This is a genomic window from Nocardia sp. SYP-A9097, assembly GCF_009649815.1.
GTDB lineage: Bacteria > Actinomycetota > Actinomycetes > Mycobacteriales > Mycobacteriaceae > Nocardia.
In genome coordinates this window covers 103,874-123,822 of the sequence record NZ_WJIC01000012.1, presented here as the reverse complement: position 1 = coordinate 123,822, position 19,949 = coordinate 103,874, and the positions used below count along the sequence as shown (strand labels likewise).

Annotated in this window: 20 protein-coding genes; 6 read left to right on the top strand and 14 right to left on the bottom strand. The window is 67.2% G+C overall.

What is annotated here, in order from left to right:
• Positions 1–91: 91 nt before the first annotated feature.
• On the bottom strand, positions 92–406 hold the full coding sequence (locus GFY24_RS23720) for an antibiotic biosynthesis monooxygenase (RefSeq protein ID WP_153807275.1): 315 nt from the start codon (positions 404–406) through the stop codon (positions 92–94).
• 73 nt (positions 407–479) lie between these two features.
• Here GFY24_RS23720 and GFY24_RS23715 point away from each other — a divergent pair, with 73 nt between their 5' ends.
• The 3 genes from GFY24_RS23715 to GFY24_RS23705 all read left to right on the top strand — a co-directional run bounded on the left by GFY24_RS23715 (position 480) and on the right by GFY24_RS23705 (position 3,334).
• Positions 480–1,244, top strand: a complete 765-nt coding sequence (locus GFY24_RS23715; protein ID WP_309231250.1) for an alpha/beta hydrolase — start codon at positions 480–482, stop codon at positions 1,242–1,244.
• A 78-nt stretch (positions 1,245–1,322) separates the two neighbouring features.
• Entirely contained in the window at positions 1,323–2,495 is a 1,173-nt protein-coding gene (locus GFY24_RS23710; RefSeq protein ID WP_153807274.1) for an acyl-CoA dehydrogenase family protein, read from the top strand.
• Positions 2,496–2,521: 26 nt separating this feature from the next.
• Positions 2,522–3,334, top strand: coding sequence for an enoyl-CoA hydratase/isomerase family protein (locus tag GFY24_RS23705; protein WP_153807273.1), 813 nt, complete (start codon positions 2,522–2,524; stop codon positions 3,332–3,334).
• A 9-nt stretch (positions 3,335–3,343) separates the two neighbouring features.
• Here the strand turns inward: GFY24_RS23705 and GFY24_RS23700 are convergent, their stop codons facing one another.
• The 6 genes from GFY24_RS23700 to carD form a co-directional block, all read right to left on the bottom strand.
• Positions 3,344–3,622 (bottom strand): DUF4190 domain-containing protein, encoded by a 279-nt coding sequence (locus tag GFY24_RS23700; protein ID WP_309231249.1) that lies wholly within the window; start codon positions 3,620–3,622, stop codon positions 3,344–3,346.
• 176 nt (positions 3,623–3,798) lie between these two features.
• Complete coding sequence (gene rlmB, locus GFY24_RS23695) at positions 3,799–4,782, bottom strand: 23S rRNA (guanosine(2251)-2'-O)-methyltransferase RlmB (RefSeq protein ID WP_153807272.1); 984 nt, start codon at positions 4,780–4,782, stop codon at positions 3,799–3,801.
• A 200-nt stretch (positions 4,783–4,982) separates the two neighbouring features.
• Positions 4,983–6,383: a cysteine--tRNA ligase gene (gene cysS, locus GFY24_RS23690; protein WP_309231248.1), complete on the bottom strand. Its 1,401-nt coding sequence runs from the start codon at positions 6,381–6,383 to the stop codon at positions 4,983–4,985.
• A gap of 111 nt (positions 6,384–6,494) precedes the next feature.
• Positions 6,495–6,983, bottom strand: coding sequence for a 2-C-methyl-D-erythritol 2,4-cyclodiphosphate synthase (gene ispF, locus GFY24_RS23685; protein WP_153807367.1), 489 nt, complete (start codon positions 6,981–6,983; stop codon positions 6,495–6,497).
• A 14-nt stretch (positions 6,984–6,997) separates the two neighbouring features.
• Positions 6,998–7,720, bottom strand: a complete 723-nt coding sequence (gene ispD, locus GFY24_RS23680; RefSeq protein WP_309231247.1) for a 2-C-methyl-D-erythritol 4-phosphate cytidylyltransferase — start codon at positions 7,718–7,720, stop codon at positions 6,998–7,000.
• A gap of 2 nt (positions 7,721–7,722) precedes the next feature.
• Positions 7,723–8,211 carry an RNA polymerase-binding transcription factor CarD gene (gene carD / locus GFY24_RS23675; RefSeq protein WP_067569016.1) on the bottom strand — a complete coding sequence of 163 codons (489 nt, stop codon included), beginning with the start codon at positions 8,209–8,211 and terminating at the stop codon, positions 7,723–7,725.
• Positions 8,212–8,515: 304 nt separating this feature from the next.
• Here carD and GFY24_RS23670 point away from each other — a divergent pair, with 304 nt between their 5' ends.
• Together GFY24_RS23670 and radA are read left to right on the top strand one after the other, a co-directional pair.
• Positions 8,516–9,163, top strand: coding sequence for a hypothetical protein (locus tag GFY24_RS23670; RefSeq protein ID WP_309231246.1), 648 nt, complete (start codon positions 8,516–8,518; stop codon positions 9,161–9,163).
• Between the two features lie 196 nt (positions 9,164–9,359).
• Entirely contained in the window at positions 9,360–10,763 is a 1,404-nt protein-coding gene (radA, locus tag GFY24_RS23665) for a DNA repair protein RadA (protein ID WP_309231245.1), read from the top strand.
• Positions 10,764–10,864: 101 nt separating this feature from the next.
• Here radA and GFY24_RS23660 read toward each other — a convergent pair whose 3' ends face one another.
• Both GFY24_RS23660 and GFY24_RS23655 read right to left on the bottom strand, forming a co-directional pair.
• A complete protein-coding gene (locus GFY24_RS23660) occupies positions 10,865–11,545 on the bottom strand; it encodes a hypothetical protein (RefSeq protein ID WP_309231244.1) in 681 nt (226 codons plus the stop codon).
• Positions 11,546–11,720: 175 nt separating this feature from the next.
• Positions 11,721–12,344 (bottom strand): carbonic anhydrase, encoded by a 624-nt coding sequence (locus tag GFY24_RS23655; RefSeq protein WP_153807271.1) that lies wholly within the window; start codon positions 12,342–12,344, stop codon positions 11,721–11,723.
• A 112-nt stretch (positions 12,345–12,456) separates the two neighbouring features.
• Here GFY24_RS23655 and GFY24_RS23650 point away from each other — a divergent pair, with 112 nt between their 5' ends.
• Positions 12,457–13,332, top strand: coding sequence for an A/G-specific adenine glycosylase (locus tag GFY24_RS23650; RefSeq protein WP_153807270.1), 876 nt, complete (start codon positions 12,457–12,459; stop codon positions 13,330–13,332).
• 104 nt (positions 13,333–13,436) lie between these two features.
• On the opposite strand, the gene GFY24_RS23645 is transcribed toward GFY24_RS23650, so the two are convergent.
• From GFY24_RS23645 to kstR, 5 genes are all read right to left on the bottom strand, one after another.
• Positions 13,437–14,315 carry a metal ABC transporter permease gene (locus tag GFY24_RS23645; protein WP_153807269.1) on the bottom strand — a complete coding sequence of 293 codons (879 nt, stop codon included), beginning with the start codon at positions 14,313–14,315 and terminating at the stop codon, positions 13,437–13,439.
• Positions 14,312–15,250 (bottom strand): metal ABC transporter ATP-binding protein, encoded by a 939-nt coding sequence (locus GFY24_RS23640; RefSeq protein ID WP_153807268.1) that lies wholly within the window; start codon positions 15,248–15,250, stop codon positions 14,312–14,314. Before GFY24_RS23640 ends, GFY24_RS23645 begins: the two co-directional genes overlap by 4 nt.
• A 23-nt stretch (positions 15,251–15,273) precedes the next feature.
• Positions 15,274–16,206: a metal ABC transporter solute-binding protein, Zn/Mn family gene (locus GFY24_RS23635; protein WP_309231243.1), complete on the bottom strand. Its 933-nt coding sequence runs from the start codon at positions 16,204–16,206 to the stop codon at positions 15,274–15,276.
• Positions 16,207–16,399: 193 nt separating this feature from the next.
• The gene (gene otsB, locus GFY24_RS23630; RefSeq protein ID WP_309231242.1) at positions 16,400–18,970 is read right to left on the bottom strand and encodes a trehalose-phosphatase; all 2,571 of its coding nucleotides are present in this window, start codon (positions 18,968–18,970) and stop codon (positions 16,400–16,402) included.
• Between the two features lie 262 nt (positions 18,971–19,232).
• Positions 19,233–19,886: a cholesterol catabolism transcriptional regulator KstR gene (gene kstR / locus GFY24_RS23625; RefSeq protein WP_153807266.1), complete on the bottom strand. Its 654-nt coding sequence runs from the start codon at positions 19,884–19,886 to the stop codon at positions 19,233–19,235.
• Positions 19,887–19,949: the final 63 nt, after the last annotated feature.

Sequence of the window (19,949 nt, the reverse complement as noted above, 5' to 3'; positions counted from 1 at the left end):
GCGTCACCGTCGCTTTACTTCACCCCGAACTGTGACATCCCCGTCGGCCCTGCGTCAACACACGGGCTGAGCAGGCATTCTCAGGTGGCCCTCAGGCGTTCTTGGCGGGCACGTCCAGCACGACCTCGAACTCCAGCAGCGAGGCGCCGGTGGAGACGGGCTTACGGTTCTCGCCGCCCGCGTGCGCCTCGCGCGCCGGGCCGTCCCGCCACGCCTCGAACGAGTCGTTCGAATCCCAGTGCGTGACAACGAAATACCGGTTGTCCCCGGAGACTGGGCGGAGCAGCTGGAAGCCCAGGAAACCGGGGGAGCCCTCGACGGCGTGCGCGCGATGGGCGAAGCGCTTCTCCAACTCGGGGCCGGAACCCTCGGGGACCTCGATAGCGTTGATCTTGACGACTGCCATGGATCCGAGGCTACGCCCGCCGCCCGATGGGGCAGCGCACCACCGAATGGTGCGCGCGTCCTAGATTGGTGGCGTGTTGGTTGACGAAGACGGCCCGCTGCGCGACGCGGGCGGGAGCGGGGCCCCAATCCTGTTGCTGCACGGCCTGATGGGCAGTGCGCGCACCTGGAACCGGCAGTTGGCGTGGCTGCGCGGCTTCGGGCATGTCTACACCTTCGACGCGGCGGGGCACGGGCGGCCCGTACCGGCGGAGCTCAGCACCGAGGCGTTCGTGGCGGATCTCGCCGCCGCCACCGCGGGGATCGCCGAACCGATGGTGGTGATCGGGCATTCGATGGGCGGCCTGCACGGCTGGATGTTCACCGCGGCGTATCCGGAGCGGGTGCGCGCGCTGGTGGTGGAGGATATGGCCCCGGATTTCCAGGGCCGGACCGCCGCGGATTGGGCGGCCATGGTCGGCGCCTGGCCGGTGCCTTTCCCGACCGAGCGGGCGGTGCTGGAGTTCTTCGGTCCGGTTGCCGGACAGTACTTCCTGGACTCGTTCACGCCCGGTCCGGACGGGTACCGGCTGCACGGTGCGGTCGAAACCTTCCGCGATATCTCCGAGGAGTGGGGGACCCGCGATTTCTGGAGTCAGTGGAAATCGATCACCGTCCCGACCCTGCTCATCGAGGGCGAGTACACCATCACCCCGCCCGGGCAGATGGGTGAGATGGCGGCGGTGCATCCCGCTGCCCGGCATGTGGTGATCGCCGACGCGGGGCATCTCGTGCACGATGATCAACCCGCCGCCTACCGGGCCGAAGTCGAGGATTTCCTGCGCCGCGTCCTGGTTTGATGGCGGGTGCCTTCAGTCTGCCGGTGACTGCGTCGTATGCTCGGCTCCGACGCAACCCGGAATGAATGGTGACCAACGATGATCGATTTCACGATTCCCGCCGAACTCGCCGCCGAACGCGATCGGGTGCGGCAGTTCGTCATCGACAAGATCGTCCCCTACGAGCGTGACCCGAGGCTGACCGCGCACGGCCCCAATGACGAATTACGCCAGGAATTGGTCGAATTGGCGCGCGCGGAGAAGCTGCTCACCGTGCAGGCCCCCGTCGCGCTCGGCGGGCGCGGGCTCAGCCATATCGAGCAGGCCGTCATCTACGAGGCGGCCGGTTGGTCTACCCTCGGCCCGGTCGCCATGAACTGCGCGGCCCCCGACGAGGGCAATATGTTCCTGCTTGCCAAAGTCGCGAATCCCGAACAGACAGAACGCTTTCTGCGGCCGGTCATCGACGGGCACCAGCGCTCGGTCTTCGCCATGACCGAACCGAACGGCGCGGGCTCGGATCCGAACCAGCTGACCACCGAGGCCGTCTTCGACGGCGAGAACTTCACCGTCAACGGCCGCAAATGGTTGATCACCGGAGCCGACGGCGCGAAGACCTGGATCATCATGGCGCGCTTGGCCGATAACCCGCACCTGCCCGCGGGCCCGACCCTGTTCCTCTGCGACGGCGACTCACCCGGCATTGTCATCGAACGCATCATGAACACCATGGACCGCAATTACGTCGGCGGCCACGCGGTGGTGAACTTCGAGAACCTGGTGCTGCCCAGGGAATCCGTGCTCGGCGAGACCGGTCAGGCGCTGCGCTACGCCCAGTTGCGGCTCGCGCCCGCACGGCTCACACACTGCATGCGCTGGCTGGGCGCGGCCGAGCGCGCACAGTCCATCGCGATCGACTACGCCAAGACCCGCACCGCCTTCGGCAAGACCATCGGTGAGCATGAGGGTGTGTCATTCATGTTGGCGGACAACGAGATCGCGCTGCACCAGTGCCGGCTCACCATCTGGCACGCCTGCTGGCTGATGGATCAGGGCGAGAAGGCGCGCCATGAGAGCTCCATCGCGAAGTCCTATGTCTCCGAGGAACTCTTCAAGGTCACCGACCGCTGCGTGCAGGTGCTCGGCGGCATCGGCATCAGCGATGAGACGGTGGTGGAGATGATCTTCCGCGATATGCGCGCGTTCCGCCTGTACGACGGCCCCACCGAGGTGCACAAGTACGCGATCGGCCGTCAGATCCTGCGTGGTTGAATCGGCTCGCCTTTAGACTGCACTGCATGAGTTCGGAACTGCATGTGGACGTGTCCGACGGGGTCGCTGTGCTCACGCTCAATCGCCCCTCTCAGCAGAACGCGCTCACCCCCGCGATGGCGTCGGCGCTGGGCGTGGCGCTGCGGCGCTGCGATACCGAGGACGCCATCGGCGCGGTCGTGATCACCGGCACCCCGCCCGCCTTCTGCGCGGGCGCGGATCTGTCGTTGAAGGTCGGTGAGGTGAACGGGCTCATCGATCCGCCGCCGTTCCGGATTCGCAAGCCCGTCATCGCGGCGGTGAACGGGCACGCGGTCGGCATCGGCCTGGAGATCGCGCTGCAGTGCGATCTGCGCTATGTGGCACGCGATGCGGTGTACGGGCTCAACCAGGTTCGGCGCGGCGCGCTCGCGGACGGGTACGCGCATTGGACGCTGCCCCGGTTGGTCGGCAGCGCCAATGCCGCCGATCTGCTGCTCACCGGTCGCACCTTCGACGGTGACGAGGCGCGTGCGCTCGGCGTCGCCAACTCCTGTCTCCCGGCCACCGAGGTACTGCCGACCGCGCTGGCGGTGGCGCACGATATCGCGCACGGCTCGGCCCCGCTGCCCGTCGCGCTGTCCAAGCGGCTGCTGTGGGAGGCCCCCACCATGACCCCGGAGACGGTGGGGCGCTTGGAGACCGAGCTCAACGACTATGTGGCCCAGAGTGCCGACGGCGGTGAGGGTGTAGCCGCGCTCAAGGACCGGCGTCCGCCCAAGTGGACCGGCAGCGTCAGCGCTGAATGGCCCGCCTGGGACGCGGTGACCGGTGGCGAACCCCGCCCGGGTCTCGACTGAGCTTGCGGCTCAAGCCTTTCCGCTGATGGCCATCATGAAGAAGATGATCCCGATGACCACCATCAGGATGGTGCCGACAATCCCCAGCACGTAGCCGACCATCACCTGGATGCGTCCGCCGTACGCGCCGCCGGACGCCTCGATGTCATTGAGGGCCCGCCGCCCCATGGCCCAGGCGAGCGGTCCCAGTGCGCCACAGCAGAACACGCTGAGCGCTCCCAATAGCAACACCGCCGTCGCGTTCTCGTGCTCGGTAGGCGCGCCGATGGGCTGCTGAGGGATCACCACAGCGTGATTTTACGTTCCGCACCCGTTCCACGGCATGCTGACGCGCGGTCTTGCCCCGCGCCACTTCACCCGTCGCAGGTCAGGACGACGCGAACGCCCCGCTCCGGACGGGAGCGGGGCGTTTCGCGAATACTATTTTCCCGCAGCGGGTTTCGGGTCGCCGCGGTGGTTACCGGCTAGATCCGGCGCTGTCGTGCCACATCCGCGAGCACCACACCCGCCGCGACGGAGGCATTGAGGGACTCCACCGGACCGGCCATCGGAATGCTGATGATGGCGTCGCAGGTCTCGCGAACCAGGCGGGACAGGCCCTTGCCCTCGGACCCGACCACGATGACCGTCGGCGCGGTGCCGTCGAAGCTGTCCAGTTCGGTATCGCCGCCCGCGTCCAGGCCGACGATCTGGTAGCCCTGGCTGGCCCAATCCTTCAGCGTGCGAGTGAGATTGGTGGCCCGGGCGACGGGCAGCCGGGCCGCCGCGCCCGCACTGGTGCGCCAGGCGACGGCGGTGACACTGGCACTGCGGCGCTGCGGAATCACCACGCCGTGACCGCCGAACGCCGCCACCGAACGGATGACCGCGCCGAGGTTGCGCGGATCGGAGATATTGTCCAGGGCCACCAGCATCGCCGGTTCGCCCGAGGCGCGCACCCGCTCCACCAGATCGTCCGGATGCGCGTACCGGTACGGCGGCACCTGCAGGGCCAGGCCCTGGTGCATCGCGTTATGGCTCATCTTGTCGAGGTCGGTGCGCGGCAGTTCCAGGATCGAGATGCCGGTATCGGCGGCGATCTTCACGGCCTCGGTGAGCCGGTCGTCGTTCTCGGTGCCGACCGCGACGTACAGCGCGGTCGCGGGCACGCCGGCGCGCAGGCACTCCACCACCGGGTTGCGGCCGAGCACGAGCTCCGGACCCTCGTTGTCCTTACGCCCGGCGATCGGCCGGCCCGCATTGCGGGTGCGCGCGTTCGCGGCCGCCGTCTGCGCCTTGGACGCGGCCTTGGCACGCTTGGCGGCGGGATGCTTGGTGCGCTCCACGGCGGGCGGGGTCGCGCCCTTGCCCTCGAGTCCCCGGCGGCGCTTACCGCCGGAGCCGACGACCTGCCCCTTCTTGGTGCCGGTCTTCCGAATCGCACCGCGGCGCGCTGAATTGCCTGCCATTACTTCGCCTTCCGTATTACGCGGGAATCCCGCGGTCGGCCGGTCACGGGAGAACCCGCGCCACGTCGATCATGCGGGATACCTGCATCCGGTCGGCGCAGCGAACGGCTGCGCCCCAATATTCCAACGCGGCCGTGCGCCGCGTCGCGTCTCGCCTCGAGGTTGCCCGAGACCTTTCCAGCCGGGAAACCCGGCCGAATTCAGCGTTCTTCCTTGGTCAATGCCCATTCCGGCCCGCGGGGAGTGTCGGTGACCTCCACCCCCGCTTTCTTGAGCCGATCACGCACCGCGTCGGCGGCGGGCCAGTCCTTATCGGCGCGGGCCTGCTGCCGCCGTTCCAATTCCGCCCCGATGAGCACATCGAGGGCGGCGATAGCGGAAGAATTATCGGCGGGCGCTGCCCAGTGCGGATCGAGGGGATCCACGCCGAGGACGCCCAGCATTGCCCGCACCTGACCGGCGATCCCGCGCGCGGCATCGAGGTCGTTGGCGTCCAGCGCCTTATTGCCCTCGTTCACGGCACCGTGAATCTCGGCCAGCGCCTTGGGAACTCCGAGATCGTCGTTCAGCGCGTCGGCGAAGCCCGGGGTCCAGGCTCCGACCGGAACCGCCCCCGCTCGCTCGACCACCCGCTGCACGAACGCCTCGATGCGCTGATAGGAGGCCGCGGCCTCGGACAGCGCCTGATCGGAGTACTCCAGCATGGACCGGTAGCCCGCACTGCCCAGATAGAACCGCAATTCGACCGCGCGCACACCGACCCGCTCCAGCACCGCCGGAATGGAGAGCGTATTGCCGAGCGATTTCGACATCTTCTCGCCCGAGAGCGTCACCCAGCCGTTGTGCAGCCAGTAGCGGGCGAACCCGTCCCCGGCGGCCTGCGACTGCGCGATTTCGTTCTCGTGGTGCGGGAAAATCAAATCCATTCCGCCGCAATGAATATCGAATTCCGCTCCGAGATAGAACTCGGCCATCGCGGAGCATTCCAAATGCCAGCCGGGTCGTCCCGGACCCCACGGCGAAGGCCAGCTCGGCTCACCGGGTTTGGCGGCCTTCCAGAGCGTGAAGTCGCGCGTGTCCTTCTTGCCGGTTCCCAGGCTCTCACCCTGATGCACGTCGTCGAGCTTGTGCCCGGAGAGCTTGCCGTAGTCGGGAAAACTCAGCACATCGAAGTAGACATTGCCCTCGGACGGGTACGCGTGCCCACGCTCGATGAGCCGCTCCATCATCTGCACCATCTGCGTGATGTGCCCGGTGGCGCGCGGCTCGGCCGAGGGCGGCAGCACCCCGAGCGTCTCGTAGGCGCGGTCGAAGGCCCGCTCGTGCGTGGCCGCCCACTCCCACCACGGCCGCCCGTGCTCGGCCGCCTTGTTCAGAATCTTGTCGTCGATATCGGTGACATTGCGGATGAAGGCTACATCGAAACCATTGGCGGACAACCACCGTCGCAGCACGTCGAAGGCGACGCCACTGCGCACATGTCCGATGTGGGGTTCACCCTGCACGGTCGCGCCACACAGGTACACCGAAGCGTGGCCGGGGACCAGCGGCGTGAATTCACGCAGGGTCCGCGTCTCGGTGTCGAAAAGGCGCAGAGTCACGACAGAGCATCCTAGTTGGTGAGATATGGCGGAATACGGGCGGATACGGCTCGAGGTTCGCCGCGACCGGGGATTTCCGAATCAGGGGGTTCGAGGCCGAACCGATTGCGGCTATTCAGTGCCGACAACACAGGAGGACCGACAACACAGCAGTGCGGTGGCCACCGATGCCACGCCTTCGCCGCGACCGGTGAGTCCCAGCCCGTCGGTAGTGGTGCCGGAGACCGAAACCGGTGCGCCCAGAATTTCGCCGAGTACCTTTTGTGCTTCGGCGCGGCGCGGACCGATCTTGGGACGATTACCAATTACTTGTACAGCCGCATTGACAATTGTGAAGCCGGACTCATCCAGCAGCCGCCGCACTTCCTTCAACATGGCCGCGCCGGATACGCCCTCCCATTCGGGACGGCCGGTGCCGAAGATCGCGCCGACATCGCCGAGACCTGCGGCGGAGAGCAGCGCGTCGCAGAGTGCGTGCGCGGCGACATCCCCGTCGGAGTGGCCTTCGCAGCCGCTGTCACTGTCGAAGAGCAGGCCGGCCATCCAGCAGTCCCGGCCGGGCTGGATCGGGTGCACATCGCTGCCGATGCCCACACGCATGGAGGTGGGGTCGATCATCGCGTTGTCACCGCCTCCCGCGTGCCATTCGAACTGCCCTGTGCCACCAGTGTATTGGCGAGTACCAGGTCGAGCGGCGTAGTGATCTTGAAGGCCAGGACATCGCCGGGCACCGTGCGCACGGTCGCGCCGAGCAACTCGACCAGGCCCGCGTCATCGGTCGCCTGGGTACCGGTGGCATAGGCCGCGCGCAGCAGCCGCGCCTCGAAGCCCTGCGGAGTTTGAATGGCACGCAATCCGGCACGATCCGGCGTCCCGGTCACCGCACCCGTGGCATCCACGGATTTGATGGTGTCGGTGACGGGCAGCGCCGGAATCACGGCCTGTGCGCCCGCGCGCAGCTCGGCCACCACGCGGGCGATCAGCGCGGGCGGTGTGAGGGCGCGGGCGGCATCGTGCACGAGTACGAAAGTGGCGTCGGGGGCGGCGTCGAGCCCGGCCCGGACGGAATCGGTGCGCTCACTGCCCCCGGGCACCACGTGCACGGGGGTGGAGCTCACGGGCAGCAGTGCGCGGGTCTGGTCGAGGAGTTCGGCGGGCACCATAACCACAACTTCATCGACGGACCCGGAGGCGATCAGGCCGGCCACTGCCAGTGCGAGCATGGGACTGCCGCCGACTGGAACGAACGCCTTGGGCTTGTTCTCACCCAGGCGCACGCCCATACCGGCGGCAGGGACCAGCGCTACGACACGGCTTTCACCGTGTAATGCGTTCACGATCAGGAAGCCGCGGCGAGAACCTCGTCGAGCAGGGTCTCGGCACGAACATCATCGGTGCCCTCCGCGAGTGCGAGTTCACCGACGAGAATCTGCCGGGCCTTGGCCAGCATGCGCTTCTCACCGGCGGACAGGCCGCGGTCCTGCTCCCGACGCCACAGGTCGCGAACGACCTCGGCCACCTTGTTCACATCGCCGGAGGCGAGCTTCTCGAGGTTGGCCTTGTAACGGCGAGACCAGTTGGTGGGCTCTTCGGTGTGCGGTGCGCGGAGCACCTGGAAGACCTTGTCCAGGCCCTCCTGGCCGACGACGTCGCGGACGCCGACATACTCTGCGTTCTCTGCGGGAACCCGAACGGTCAGGTCGCCTTGAGCGACCTTCAGGACCAGATACTCCTTTTGTACACCCTTGATGGTGCGGGTTTCGATTGCTTCGATCAGCGCCGCTCCGTGGTGGGGGTAAACGACGGTGTCTCCGACCTTAAAAATCATGTGTCCCGTGCCCCTTTCGATGTTCACAGTTTAACATGCGACTCGGTAACGGCGCGATCAACGGTGCAGGTCAGGGCCACAACGAGCCAGCGGTGGGGGTTGACAACCGCCGAAGTGTGTGCATCTTGTTGTGGCATAACGGGATACCGCTCAGTTGCGTTCGAAGACATATGCGCGAGCCCTCCAGGCATACACGACATTCCGTATAGCCGCCCCCGCGAGAGGCGTGGGAACACACGCATTACTCTTCTTGACTACTACTCTGCATAGTGGAGTGAGACCGGTCGACATGGAGGAACAACCCGTGACTGCCCTGAAAGCCACCACCGCGTCCAAGACGCGCCGGCGTGCCATGACGGTTGCTGCACTCGCTGCGGGCGCGGTGCTCGCGTTGACGGGTTGCGGCGCCGGTCAGATCTCGCAGACCGCGCACCAGGTCGCGGCCGTGAACGGCAATTCCGCGAACGTCGGCAAGGTCGCGCTGCGGGACGTGCGCTTCCTGCTGCCGCAGACCGAGGAGTACGACAACGCCAAGGGCGGTAAGGCCGTGCTGGCGTTCAGCGCCGCCAACCTCGGCGAGGCGAAGAACGACGAACTCGTCGGCATCACCACCGAGCTGGGCCAGGTGAAGATCAACGGCAAGGCCGAGATCAAGCCGCAGACCGTCCTGGTGTCGGATCTGTCGACGGCCGATAAGGAAGAGCACGGCGCGGCTCCCACGCACGACCAGCACGCGACCGAGCCCGCTTCCGACAAGGTCAGCGACCCGAACGAGAAGCCGCTGCTGGTCGAGGTCACCGGGCTGACCAAGGACGTCACCCCCGGACTGACCTACCCGGTCACCTTCATCTTCAAGGAAGCGGGCACCGTCGTGGTGAACGTTCCGGTCGACGCCGGATCGAACAACCCGCGCCCGGAACCGGCCAAGGAAGAAACCAAGTCCGGCCACTGAGCCTGAAATCGTTCCGGGCAATGCGCTCGGCTCGAATTCGCTTCTACCGCACCCGCTTCGGATTACCGAGGCGGGTGCGGTCGTTTTCGACAGAAAATATTCGGCACGGTGTTTGCCGGGCGTGTCGGAGTGCGTGGCGGTGGAATCGCCGAGTGCGGCGCGAGTTTCTGTCGGGGGCGGTAATTAGGCTGCGCGCGTGGCCAAGGTGAAATCGCTGTATCGGTGCGCTGATTGCGCGAATGAGGTCGCCAAATGGGTGGGGCGGTGTCCGGCGTGCGAGGCGTGGGGCACGGTCGAGGAGGTGGTGGCGTCGTCGGCCACGGTGGCGGTGGGGCGGCGGGCCATGCTGCCGAGTACGGCGGCCACGCCTATTTCGAGTATCGATTCGAAGACGACTTTCGCGCGCACCACCGGTGTGTCGGAGTTGGATCGGGTGCTGGGCGGGGGCATCGTGCCCGGGTCGGTGGTGCTGTTGTCGGGGGAGCCGGGGGTCGGGAAGTCGACGCTGCTGCTCGAGGTGTCGCATCGGTGGGCGCGGGCGCGCGATGAGATCGCGCTGTACGTGACCGCGGAGGAGTCGGCGGGGCAGGTGCGGTTGCGGGCGGACCGCACGGGGGCGGTGCACGAGAAGGTCTATCTCGCGGCCGAATCCGATCTGGCGACGATTCTCGGGCATGTCGAACAGGTGCGGCCCTCGCTGCTGGTGGTCGATTCGGTGCAGACCATGCTGGCCGCCGATGTGGACGGTGTGATCGGCGGTGTCACCCAGGTGCGCTCGGTGACGGCGGCGCTCACCTCGCTGGCCAAGGCCACGGGTATCGCGGTGCTGCTGGTCGGGCATGTCACCAAGGACGGTTCGGTGGCGGGGCCGCGCACGCTCGAGCATCTGGTGGATGTGGTGCTGCAGTTCGAGGGGGACAAGCATTCGACGCTGCGCATGGTGCGTGGGATCAAGAATCGTTTCGGCAGCACCGACGAGGTGGGCTGCTTCGAAATGCGTGAGTCCGGAATCGCCTGTGTGGATGATCCTTCCGGGCTGTTCCTGCATCACCGGGGTACGGCGGTGCCGGGTACCGCGGTCACGGTGGCCATGGACGGGAAGCGGCCCATGCTCGGCGAGGTGCAGGGCCTCACCGTCGACACCCAGGTGCCCGCCCCGCGTCGCGCGGTGAGCGGGCTGGACTACAACCGCGTTTCCATGGTCCTGGCTGTCCTGCAGAGCCGCTGCGGGGTCTATGTGGGTAAGCAGGACGTCTACGCGGCCACCGTAGGCGGAATGCGGCTCACAGAGCCCGCAGCGGATCTGGCTGTCGCCCTTGCCATTGCGAGTGCGAGCCAGGATCACGCGCTGCGCCCGGGCATGGTGGTGCTCGGTGAGGTGGGGCTGGCGGGCGAGGTGCGGCAGGTGACCGGATTGACCCGCCGCCTGGCCGAGGCGGAGCGGCTGGGGTTCACCGAGGCGCTGGTGCCGACCGGTGTGGATCGAGCGGGTCGCACCATCAAGGTGCACGAGGTCGCGGATCTCAGTGCGGCCCTTGCCGCCAGCGGGCTGCGGCACCCGCGCCGCGCCCGGGCGAAGGCCGGGGCCGAGGAGGACTGACGAACCGCCGAATCCGGACTCCGCGCCGGAAACGGTTCTGTTCCAACGGCGAAGGCCGGATCCCATTCGGGATCCGGCCTTCGTGCTGAAAGCTGCTCGTATCAGGCGATATTGAAGGGTTCCGGTGCGCTGCGCACCGAACCCAGTTGGGCGACAACGGTGTAGGGGCCCGCGGGTACCGGGACACGTTCGCCGGCGCAGCCGGGCTGGGAGGTGGAGCCGGACCAGGTGACGGTGAAGGCCGCCTGCTGGCCGGGCATGAGGGTGCGCATATCGGGGGTGCCGTCCGGGTAGCAGTCGGTGGAGGCCCAGAGGCGGCGCTGGCCGTCGAGGGATTGCACCGAAACCAGCTGCAGGCCCGAACCCATATCCCGCTCACACGCCGAGCTGGAGATATTGGTGATGACAATGCCGAAGACCGGCTGCTCACCGGTCTTGTAGGTGGGCTGCCCGACATTCACCTTCACGGCCAGCGACTGATCCGAGCACTGGCCCGCACCCGCGCCCGCGATCGGGGCCGCGCTACCGCTGACGGTGCTCGCCGACGGTTTGGCCGAGCCCGAATCGGGTGCACCCGAGGAGCTCCCGGCGGGTTTGTTGGTCGCGCCGGGAGCGGAGGTGGGCACTTTGGCGTCGGCTTTCTTCTCCTCACCGCCGCCGCTGCGCAATAGCGCGAAGGCCACCCAGATCACCAGTAGCAGGGCGACCGCGATCGCGCCGATCGCGACCAGGCGACGGCGCCAGTAGATTTCCGGCGGCAGTGGTCCATTCGGTTCCAGCACGCTGACAACGGTAAGGGCACCGTCGGGTGTGTCCGCCGCAGGGTCTCGGCGTGTCGGAGGTGAAAGAGCCCACGTGCCAGGTACATTTCGGCGTTTTATGCGGGCGACCAGCTCACTCTCGAAAACCGTGTCCGTCGTATTCGCAGCGGGCACAGGCGATCTCGGCGCTCGAAGGCTAGACGACCTCGCCGATATTGCCGATCACGCGGTGCAGCCTGGTCTGCCCCTCCGCGAGGTTGTAAGTGACGCAGGCGATGGCGCATTCGCCGGTCGCCACGCGCTGGGAGATGATCATCGAGCGCTGCATGAGCAGGCGGGCGGTCTCCTCGACGTGCCGGGCCTCCAGCTCGTCGACCGAGCTCAGCCCCTCGCGGCGGCCGATCAGAATGGACGGGGTGACGCGCTCCACCACACTGCGAATGAATCCGCCGGGCACATTGCCGTGGTCCAGGGCGTCGATGGTGGCGCGGACCGCGCCGCAGCTGTCGTGCCCGAGCACCACGATGAGCGGAACGTGCAGTACCTGCACGCCGTATTCGATGGAGCCGAGGACCGAGGAGTCCACCACGTGACCCGCGGTGCGCACCACGAACATATCGCCGAGTCCCTGATCGAAGATGATCTCGGCGGCCACGCGGGAGTCGCCGCAGCCGAACAGAATCGCGCCGGGTTGCTGACCGCCGAGGAGCTTGGCTCGATCGAAGGCGCTTTGGCTAGGATGCTGCAACGTCCCGTTGACGAAGCGTTCATTGCCTTCGCGGAGAGCTTTCCAGGCGCTGATCGGGTTGTTATGCGGCATGTGTCTCATTTTCCATATCGGAGCGGTTACCGGCGAGTCCGGGACGTTAAGGTCCGGCAACTACGTTCTGGCCGTGCGACTGCCGAACCGGTGAGCTGGTGACAAGGATCGAATGACCATGGACAGCGATACTCTCATCGACTGGTATCGGGAAACCGCTCGTGACCTGCCGTGGCGACGTTCGGGCGTGACCGCCTGGCAGATCTTGATGAGCGAGATCATGCTGCAGCAGACCCCCGTCGTGCGGGTGGAACCCATTTGGCGTGAATGGGTGGCGCGCTGGCCGGTGCCCTCGGCCATGGCCGCCGCGCCACAGGGTGAAGTATTGCGGGCCTGGGGCAAACTCGGCTACCCCCGGCGCGCGCTGCGCCTGCACGAGTGCGCGCGCGTACTCGCCGAACAGCACGGCGACGAGGTGCCTGCCGATGTGGATGTACTGCTGAGCCTGCCCGGTATCGGCGACTACACCGCTCGTGCGGTGGCCTGTTTCGCCTATGGTCAGCGAGTCCCGGTGGTGGACACCAATGTTCGCCGTGTGGTGGCGCGCGCGGTGCACGGCCGCGCCGAAGCGGGCAATCCCGCCGCCCGCGATCTGGGCGAAACCGCGGCCCTGCTCCCCGTTCGGGTGGACCGCGCCGCCGTCTTCTCCGCGGCCCTCATGGAGCTCGGCGCGACCATCTGCACCGCCCGCACCCCCGACTGCGAACGCTGCCCACTCCCGTCCTGCGCCTGGATCACCGCGGGCCGCCCCGCCTCGGATGTGGTGCGCCGCACCCAGAAGTACGAGGGCACCGACCGTCAGGCGCGCGGCCGCCTCCTGGATGTACTCCGCGACGCCTCCGGCCCCGTCGAGCGAATCCGCTTGGATCTGGCCTGGACTCGCGACACCGGCCAACGCGACCGCGCCCTGGACTCCCTCCTCACGGACGGCCTGATCGAGCAGACCCCCGACGGCCTCTTCGCCCTCGCGGGTGAGGGCGGCGCGTAAACCAAGATCAACGGGACCTGACGGCGGCTTGCGAGTAGCCACACCGCCATCAGGTCCCGTTCGCGATCTGCGGCCCCTCACGCGGCAGATCGCGAGTGGATGGGTCAGGCGGTGACCAGTGCGCGGCGGCGGGTTCTGGTGCGGGAACCGATGACTCGGCAGACCAGGTAGATGGTGAACGAGATGGTGGTGACGAAGGTCGATACCGGGACGCCGGGGGCCAGGGAGAGCAGGATGCCGCCCACCGCGGCGGTTTCCGCGAAGACGATCGCGAGAATCGTTGCGCGGACCGGGCTCGCCGTGAGTTGGGCGGCGGCCGCGGCGGGGGTGATGAGCAGCGCCAGTACCAGGAGTGCGCCGACGATCTGGACGCCGAAGGCGGCGGTGATGCCGAGCAGGACGGCGAACACGATGGAAAGAGCGCGCACCGGAACCCCGCGTGCCACCGCGACTTCCGGGTCGGAGCTGGCGAACAGCAGCGGGCGGTAGACGGCGGCCAGCACGATCAGGACGCCGACGGTGCAGGTGGTCAGCAGGGTGAGGCCGCTGTAACCGACGCTCACCACCTGACCGGTGAGCAGCGAGAATTTCGAGCCCGCGCGTTCGGGGCCGAGCCACAGGAACAGCACCGACAGGCCGAGGCCGAAGGACAGCACCACGGCGATGACCGAATCCCGTTCGCGGGCACGGGAACCCAGCACGCCGAACAGGACCGCGGCGACCACCGAGCCCGCGATCGCGCCGACGCCCACGCCGACCCCGGCGAGCAGTGCCGCCGCCGCGCCGGTGAGTGAGAGCTCGCTGGTGCCGTGTACCGCGAAGGACATCTGACGGCTGATGATCAGCGGCCCGATGGCACCGGCGAGCAGGCCGAGCAGTGCCGCCGCCAGCACCGCCTGCTGGACGAAGTCGTAGCCCATCAGGTGTGCGGTGGTGGAGAAGTCGAACATCTTCGAGAGGACGCCGGAGAGTTTGTCGATCATGCGTGCGCCCCATCGGTTTCGGCGCGGCTGTGGTCATCGCCGCCGTGGCAGTGGCCGCCGGCTTCGCCGAGGGCGTCCATGACATCGCCGGTGCCGACGACCACGAGCCGGCCGCGTACGCGCAGCACATCGACCTCGGTGCGGTAGAGCTCGGACAGCACCTCGGAGGTCATCACCTCGTCGGGGGTGCCGATCCGGAATTTGCCGTCGACCAGGTACAGGACCCGATCCACCAGCGGCAGAATGGGATTGATCTCGTGCGTCACGAAGAGCACCGCGGTGTCGTGGGTGCGCCGCCGCTTGTCGATGAGCTCGGAGACGAGGCGTTGATTGGCGAGGTCGAGCGAGAGCAGGGGCTCATCGCAGAGCAGTACGCGCGGATCGCCCGCGAGCGCTTGCGCCACGCGTAGTCGCTGCTGTTCGCCGCCGGAGAGCGCGTCGATGGGCGCGTACGCGTACTTCTCCGCGCCGACATCCGCGATCGCCTGTGCCACTCGGCGTTTGCGTTCCTTGCGCCCGCGGAAGCCGAGTCCCCAGCGGTGCCCGTCCACGCCGAGCCCGACCAGATCGACGCCGCGCAATTGCACTCCGGAGTCCATGGTCTTCTGCTGCGGCACGTAACCGATATCCGAATTGCCCAGTCGCGCGGGCGAACCCGCGATCTCGGCGGTGCCCTCGGAGAGTGCGACCTGGCCCAGCAGCATCTTCAGCAGCGACGTCTTACCCGACCCGTTGGGTCCGAGCACCGCGATGAATTCGCCCGGTGTCACCTCGAGATCCAGTCCGGACCACAGTGTCCGCTGCCCGTACGCCAGTCGTGCGTTCGAAAGCCGCACCGCAGGAGTGGATTTCGGTGCGCTGGTCGGCACCGGGCGTGGGCTGTCGACGGATTCCGTTGGGGTGATGAATGTTTCGACGACTGGGTCGGCTTTCATGGTGCTGCTCCCGGCTGCGAGGACTAGGCGAGGGCCGTGGCGAGGGCCTGGGCATTGCGGGTCATCCATTGGATGTAATCCAGGCCCCGAGGGAGGGTTTCGGTGATCTCGACGACCGGGATACCAGCGGACTGGGCGATTGCCCGCACGTCTTCGGTGATCTTGTCCTCGGTCTGGATGTTGTAGACCAGCGCACGAACCTGCTTGCCGGACAGCAGGTCCCGGACCGCCGCCACATCGGAGGGGGAGGGGTCGGTGCCCTGCTCGATGGCCTCCTGGAAGGCGTGCGGGGTGCGATCGGCGGCCTTGGCGTCGAGCAGCATGTAGTAGGCGAGCGGCTCGGTCTGCAGGACCGGCTGGTTCGGGTGCTCGGCGGCGATCTCGGCGGTAATGGCCTCGATACCGCTCAGCTGGGCGGCGAAGGCGACGGCGCGATCGGCGTAGCCCTGCTTGTGGTCCGGGTCGATGGCGCCGAGGGTTTCGGCAATGTGCTCGGCGACGTGGCCGACGATATGCGCGTCGTACCAGACGTGCTCGTTACCGCCGGAGTGATCGTGACCGGTCTCGGTCTTCGCAGTGCCGGCTTCGCCGCCGTGCGAGTCCTCGCCGGCGATGTCCACGGCGTTGACGGTGCGCTTGTTCTTGCCGGAGATGGCCTTGTCGATGAATTCGTCGTAGCCGCCGCCGTTGTAGACGATGAGGTCGGCGTCGCTGATCTGCGCGGCCTGTACCGGGCTGACCTCGTGCGAGTGCGGGTCGAGGGCCGGGTCGTCGATCAGGGATTCGACCTTGGCGTCGGGGCCCGCGACGGTCTTGGCGATATCTCCCCAGACGTTGGTGGAGGCGACGATGGTCAGTCCGGAATCGGTCTTCGAGGATCCGCAGGCGCTCAGGGTGGCGACGGTGGCTAGTCCGGCGGCGAGCACGGCGAATCCCTTGGCAAAGCTTCTGGTCACGCGACGGTACTCCTGAAACACTCTTAACAGAAACGAAAACGATTGCCATTAAAAGGTAGCGCAAGTGCCCGCTTCGACCCAACCCAGACCGGTCGGTGTGGTGGTGGACACGTTTCAGACGTCCCCGAACAGCAAAGAACCCCGCGAACAGTGTTCACGGGGTTCTTTCGGCTTACGTCGTTTCGGTTGCGCGCTACGTCATTGCCGCGACCGGCTGGCTGAGCAGCTGGGCGCAGCGGAGCAGGCCTAGGTGGCTGTAGGCCTGCGGGTGGTTGCCGAGCGATCGTTCGGCGACCGGGTCGTACTCCTCGGACAGGAGTCCGGTAGGTCCTGCCACGTCGACGAGTTGGGCGAAGAGCGCCTCGGCGTCCTCGCGCTTGCCGATGAGCAGGTACGCCTCGACCAGCCAGGCGGCGCAGAGGTGGAAGCCACCCTCGCCGCCGGGCAGTCCGTCGTCGTGGTGGTAGCGGTACACCGTTGAGCCACTGCGCAATTCGGCTTCGGTCGCCACGACGGTGGCGGCGAAGCGCGGGTCGGACGGATCGATCAGACCGCTCAGCCCGATGTGCAGGGTGGCGGCGTCCAGGTCGGTGCCGTCGTAGGCGGCGGTGTAGGACTGGACCTCTTCGCTCCAGCCCTCGACCCTGACCTCACCGGCGATGGTGTCGCGCAGTTTCTCCCAGTCGGGTTCGATGGGCCGGTCGAATTGCCGGGCGAGGGTAATCGCCCGATCGGCGGTGAGCCAGCCCATGACCTTGGAGTACACGTGGTGCCGCGGGTTGCCGCGGATCTCCCAGATGCCGTGGTCGGGTTCGCGCCAGCGCCGCTGTACGGCGGAGACCATGGCGTGCACGAGCTCCCAATCCGGGTCCGGCAGCGCCTTTTTCGGGTCGGTGATGCCCTTGCGTTCGCGGGTGTGCGCGAGTTGTGAGATGAGGTCGACGATGGGTCCGAACACGTCGAGCTGCACCTGCATATTCGCCGCGTTGCCGACGCGGACCGGCCGGGAACCGGCGTAGCCGGGCAGCTGGTCGATGACGGCCTCGGGCGGCAGGGTTTCGCCGTAGAGCGTATACAGCGGGTGCAATCGCTCGGGTCCGGGCAGGGTTTCCAGGACCCGGTGCACCCAGGCGAGCAGTTCCTCGGCCTCGCCGACCGAGCCGAGCGATACCAGCGCGGACGCGGTGAGCGAGGCGTCGCGCAGCCAGCAGTAGCGGTAGTCCCAGTTGCGCACGCCGCCGATGTCCTCGGGCAGCGAGGTGGTGGCCGCCGCCAGAATCGATCCGGACGGTGCGTGCACGAGTCCGCGCAGGGTGAGCGCGGAGCGTTTCATCAGATCCGGTTTGAGCGGCGGAAGTTCCAGTTCCCCGGCCCAATCCGCCCAGTACCGTTCGGCTTCGCGTCGCCGGTCCGCCTCGGGTGTCATGCAGGGCGCGAGATCGGAGGTGCCGCAGCGCATTTCGAGCACGATCGGGCCCTGTCGCGGGTCCACGACGGCGCGGGCGGTGTGGTGATTGCCCTCGTCGATAATGACCCAGTCCACGCCCGGGGAGCGCAGTACGAGTGGATCATTGGTGCCCTGCACGCGCAGTCCGGCGCTGTCGCGCACGATGCGCACCGGCACCTGACCGAATTCGGGTCGCGGTGCGAAGGTGATGACCGCCTTGGCGTCACCGGTGATGACACGGGTGAGGTCGGTCCGCTCCGGCACCACATCGTGCGGTAGGTAATCCACCACTTGCAGACTGGCCCAACGGGTTTCGACGGTCATGGTGCCGTCCTTGTACCGCTGCGAGAGCGGCAGGCCGGTGCGTTCGGGCTGAATGCTGAAGTGGCCCGCGCCCGCTCCGCCGAGCAGGTGCGCGAAGACCGCGGCCGAATCGGGTTCGGGATGGCACAGCCAGGTGATGGTGCCGTCCGGTGTGACAAGGGCTTTGGAGCGCGGGCTGGCCAGCATGGTCAGCCGTTCGATTCGAGGGGCGGAGGCTCCTGCCAGCCAGGTGCGCCGCTCCTCGAGCAGGAAGGCGAGGGCCGTGGAGACATCCTCGGTGCTGGATACGTGATATTTGGCGAGGCTCTCACCGTCGCCGACCTTGATGCCGACGTCCGGTCCGGAGAGGCGCTTGAACGCCTTCTCGTCGGTGACGTCATCGCCGAAGAAGACCGCGGCGGAGGCGCCCTGCTGATGCCGGACGATATCCAGGGCCGCGCCCTTGTCGGTCTCGACGACCGCGAGTTCGATGACTTCCTTGCCCTCGGTGGTCTGTACGCCGACCCAGCTGCCCGGACCCTGACGGACCTGAACCACTGCGCGACGGCCGATTTCGGGACTGGCATTGCGCACGTGCAGTGCGATGCTGGCCGGTTTGGTCTCGACCGACGCACCGGGATTGTCCTGTGCGATCTGGGTCAGCGTCGACTGCACTTCGCGCAGTAGCTGTTTGGCGTCATTGTCGATGGCGTGCACGAATCCGACATCGAATTCGGAACCGTGACTTCCGATCAACTGCACCTCTACGGGCAGCCGGGACAGGGCCGCGAGATCACGCAGCGCCCGTCCGGAGATGACGGCGGCGGTGGTACCGGTGAGTCCGGCGAGCGCGCGCAACGCACTCACGGACTCCCTATGGGGATAGGCCTTCGCGGGGTCGGACACGATGGGCGCGATGGTCCCGTCATAGTCCGAAGCGACCAGCAGCCGTGGCACTCGGGCGACAGCCGCCAACGCACGGCGAAGTTCCAGTGGCAAATCCTGTGCGCTCACGCATCCAACCTAGTGATCGGAGGAGATTTTTCAGGGCGAGCGTGACTCTACTGGGTGATGATTGCCCGCTCGTTTCTGACGGTGACACAAGACGTTTACAAGACACTTTCCCGCGGTTCACACGATGTCCGATTACCGCTCGTGCAGAACAACTTTCATGCCTTGACGAGGGAAGTTCCGGAAAAGCGCAACGGGGCCGACCGGTCCTGGTGGATGGTCGGCCCCGCTGTCATTCGTGCGAAAGCCCGGCTTGCGTTTGCGCTTACTTGTTCCCGATGAGCAGATCGACGGTGAGCTCGAGACGCTCGGTCACATCGGTGGCCGAGGCCCGGCGGGTCAGCCACGCAACGAGATTCGACAGCCACACATCGCTTATGACGCGGGCGATGGCGAGCTGGCGCTCATCGGGTACCTCGTCGGAGAGCGCGCGGGCGAAGAAGCGGTCCATCACCTTGCCGACCCGATCGACCTCGGCCGCGGCGGAGGCGTCGGCGAACATGAACGCTCGCGTCATGGCCTCGGTGAGCAGCGGATCGCGCTGCATGGCGCGGGTGATCTGGGTGAGCATCAGGTGCATGCGCTCGCGGGGGTCGCCACCGGGGAGCGGCTTGCGGCGGCCTTCGAGCTGTTCGAATTCGCGGGCCAGGGCCGAGACGAGCAGGTGCACCTTGGACGGGAAGTACCGGTACAGGGTGCCGACGGCGACATCGGCGCGTTCGGCGACCGCGCGCATCTGCACCGCGTCGTAGCCGCCCTTGGAGGCCAGTGCGAGGGTCGCATCGAGAATGCGCTTGCGCCGGTCACGTTGCGCTGCCGAGCTCAGGTCCTCCTCGCTGAGTGTGGTCACGGGCGCGGTGCGCCCGGTACTCGCAGGCCCGGCGCCATCGGCGGACTGCGATCGGGAGGGACTGGCCATCGGTTGAAAGTCCTTTCCTGCACGAATCGTTCGATTCATCTCACCGGCGTCGGCCGGCTACGA

Bases quoted from the DNA above. Each gene is read 5' to 3' on its own strand.
- GFY24_RS23705 (WP_153807273.1), top strand. From the start codon at position 2,522: ATGAGTTCGGAACTGCATGTGGACGTGTCCGACGGGGTCGCTGTGCTC.
- kstR (WP_153807266.1), bottom strand. From the start codon at position 19,886: ATGGCCAGTCCCTCCCGATCGCAGTCCGCCGATGGCGCCGGGCCTGCG.
- ispF (WP_153807367.1), bottom strand. From the start codon at position 6,983: ATGCGTGTGGGCATCGGCAGCGATGTGCACCCGATCCAGCCCGGCCGG.
- GFY24_RS23655 (WP_153807271.1), bottom strand. From the start codon at position 12,344: ATGCCGCATAACAACCCGATCAGCGCCTGGAAAGCTCTCCGCGAAGGC.
- rlmB (WP_153807272.1), bottom strand. From the start codon at position 4,782: ATGGCAGGCAATTCAGCGCGCCGCGGTGCGATTCGGAAGACCGGCACC.
- GFY24_RS23650 (WP_153807270.1), top strand. From the start codon at position 12,457: ATGACCATGGACAGCGATACTCTCATCGACTGGTATCGGGAAACCGCT.
- GFY24_RS23710 (WP_153807274.1), top strand. From the start codon at position 1,323: ATGATCGATTTCACGATTCCCGCCGAACTCGCCGCCGAACGCGATCGG.
- GFY24_RS23640 (WP_153807268.1), bottom strand. From the start codon at position 15,250: ATGAAAGCCGACCCAGTCGTCGAAACATTCATCACCCCAACGGAATCC.
- carD (WP_067569016.1), bottom strand. From the start codon at position 8,211: ATGATTTTTAAGGTCGGAGACACCGTCGTTTACCCCCACCACGGAGCG.
- GFY24_RS23720 (WP_153807275.1), bottom strand. From the start codon at position 406: ATGGCAGTCGTCAAGATCAACGCTATCGAGGTCCCCGAGGGTTCCGGC.
- GFY24_RS23645 (WP_153807269.1), bottom strand. From the start codon at position 14,315: ATGATCGACAAACTCTCCGGCGTCCTCTCGAAGATGTTCGACTTCTCC.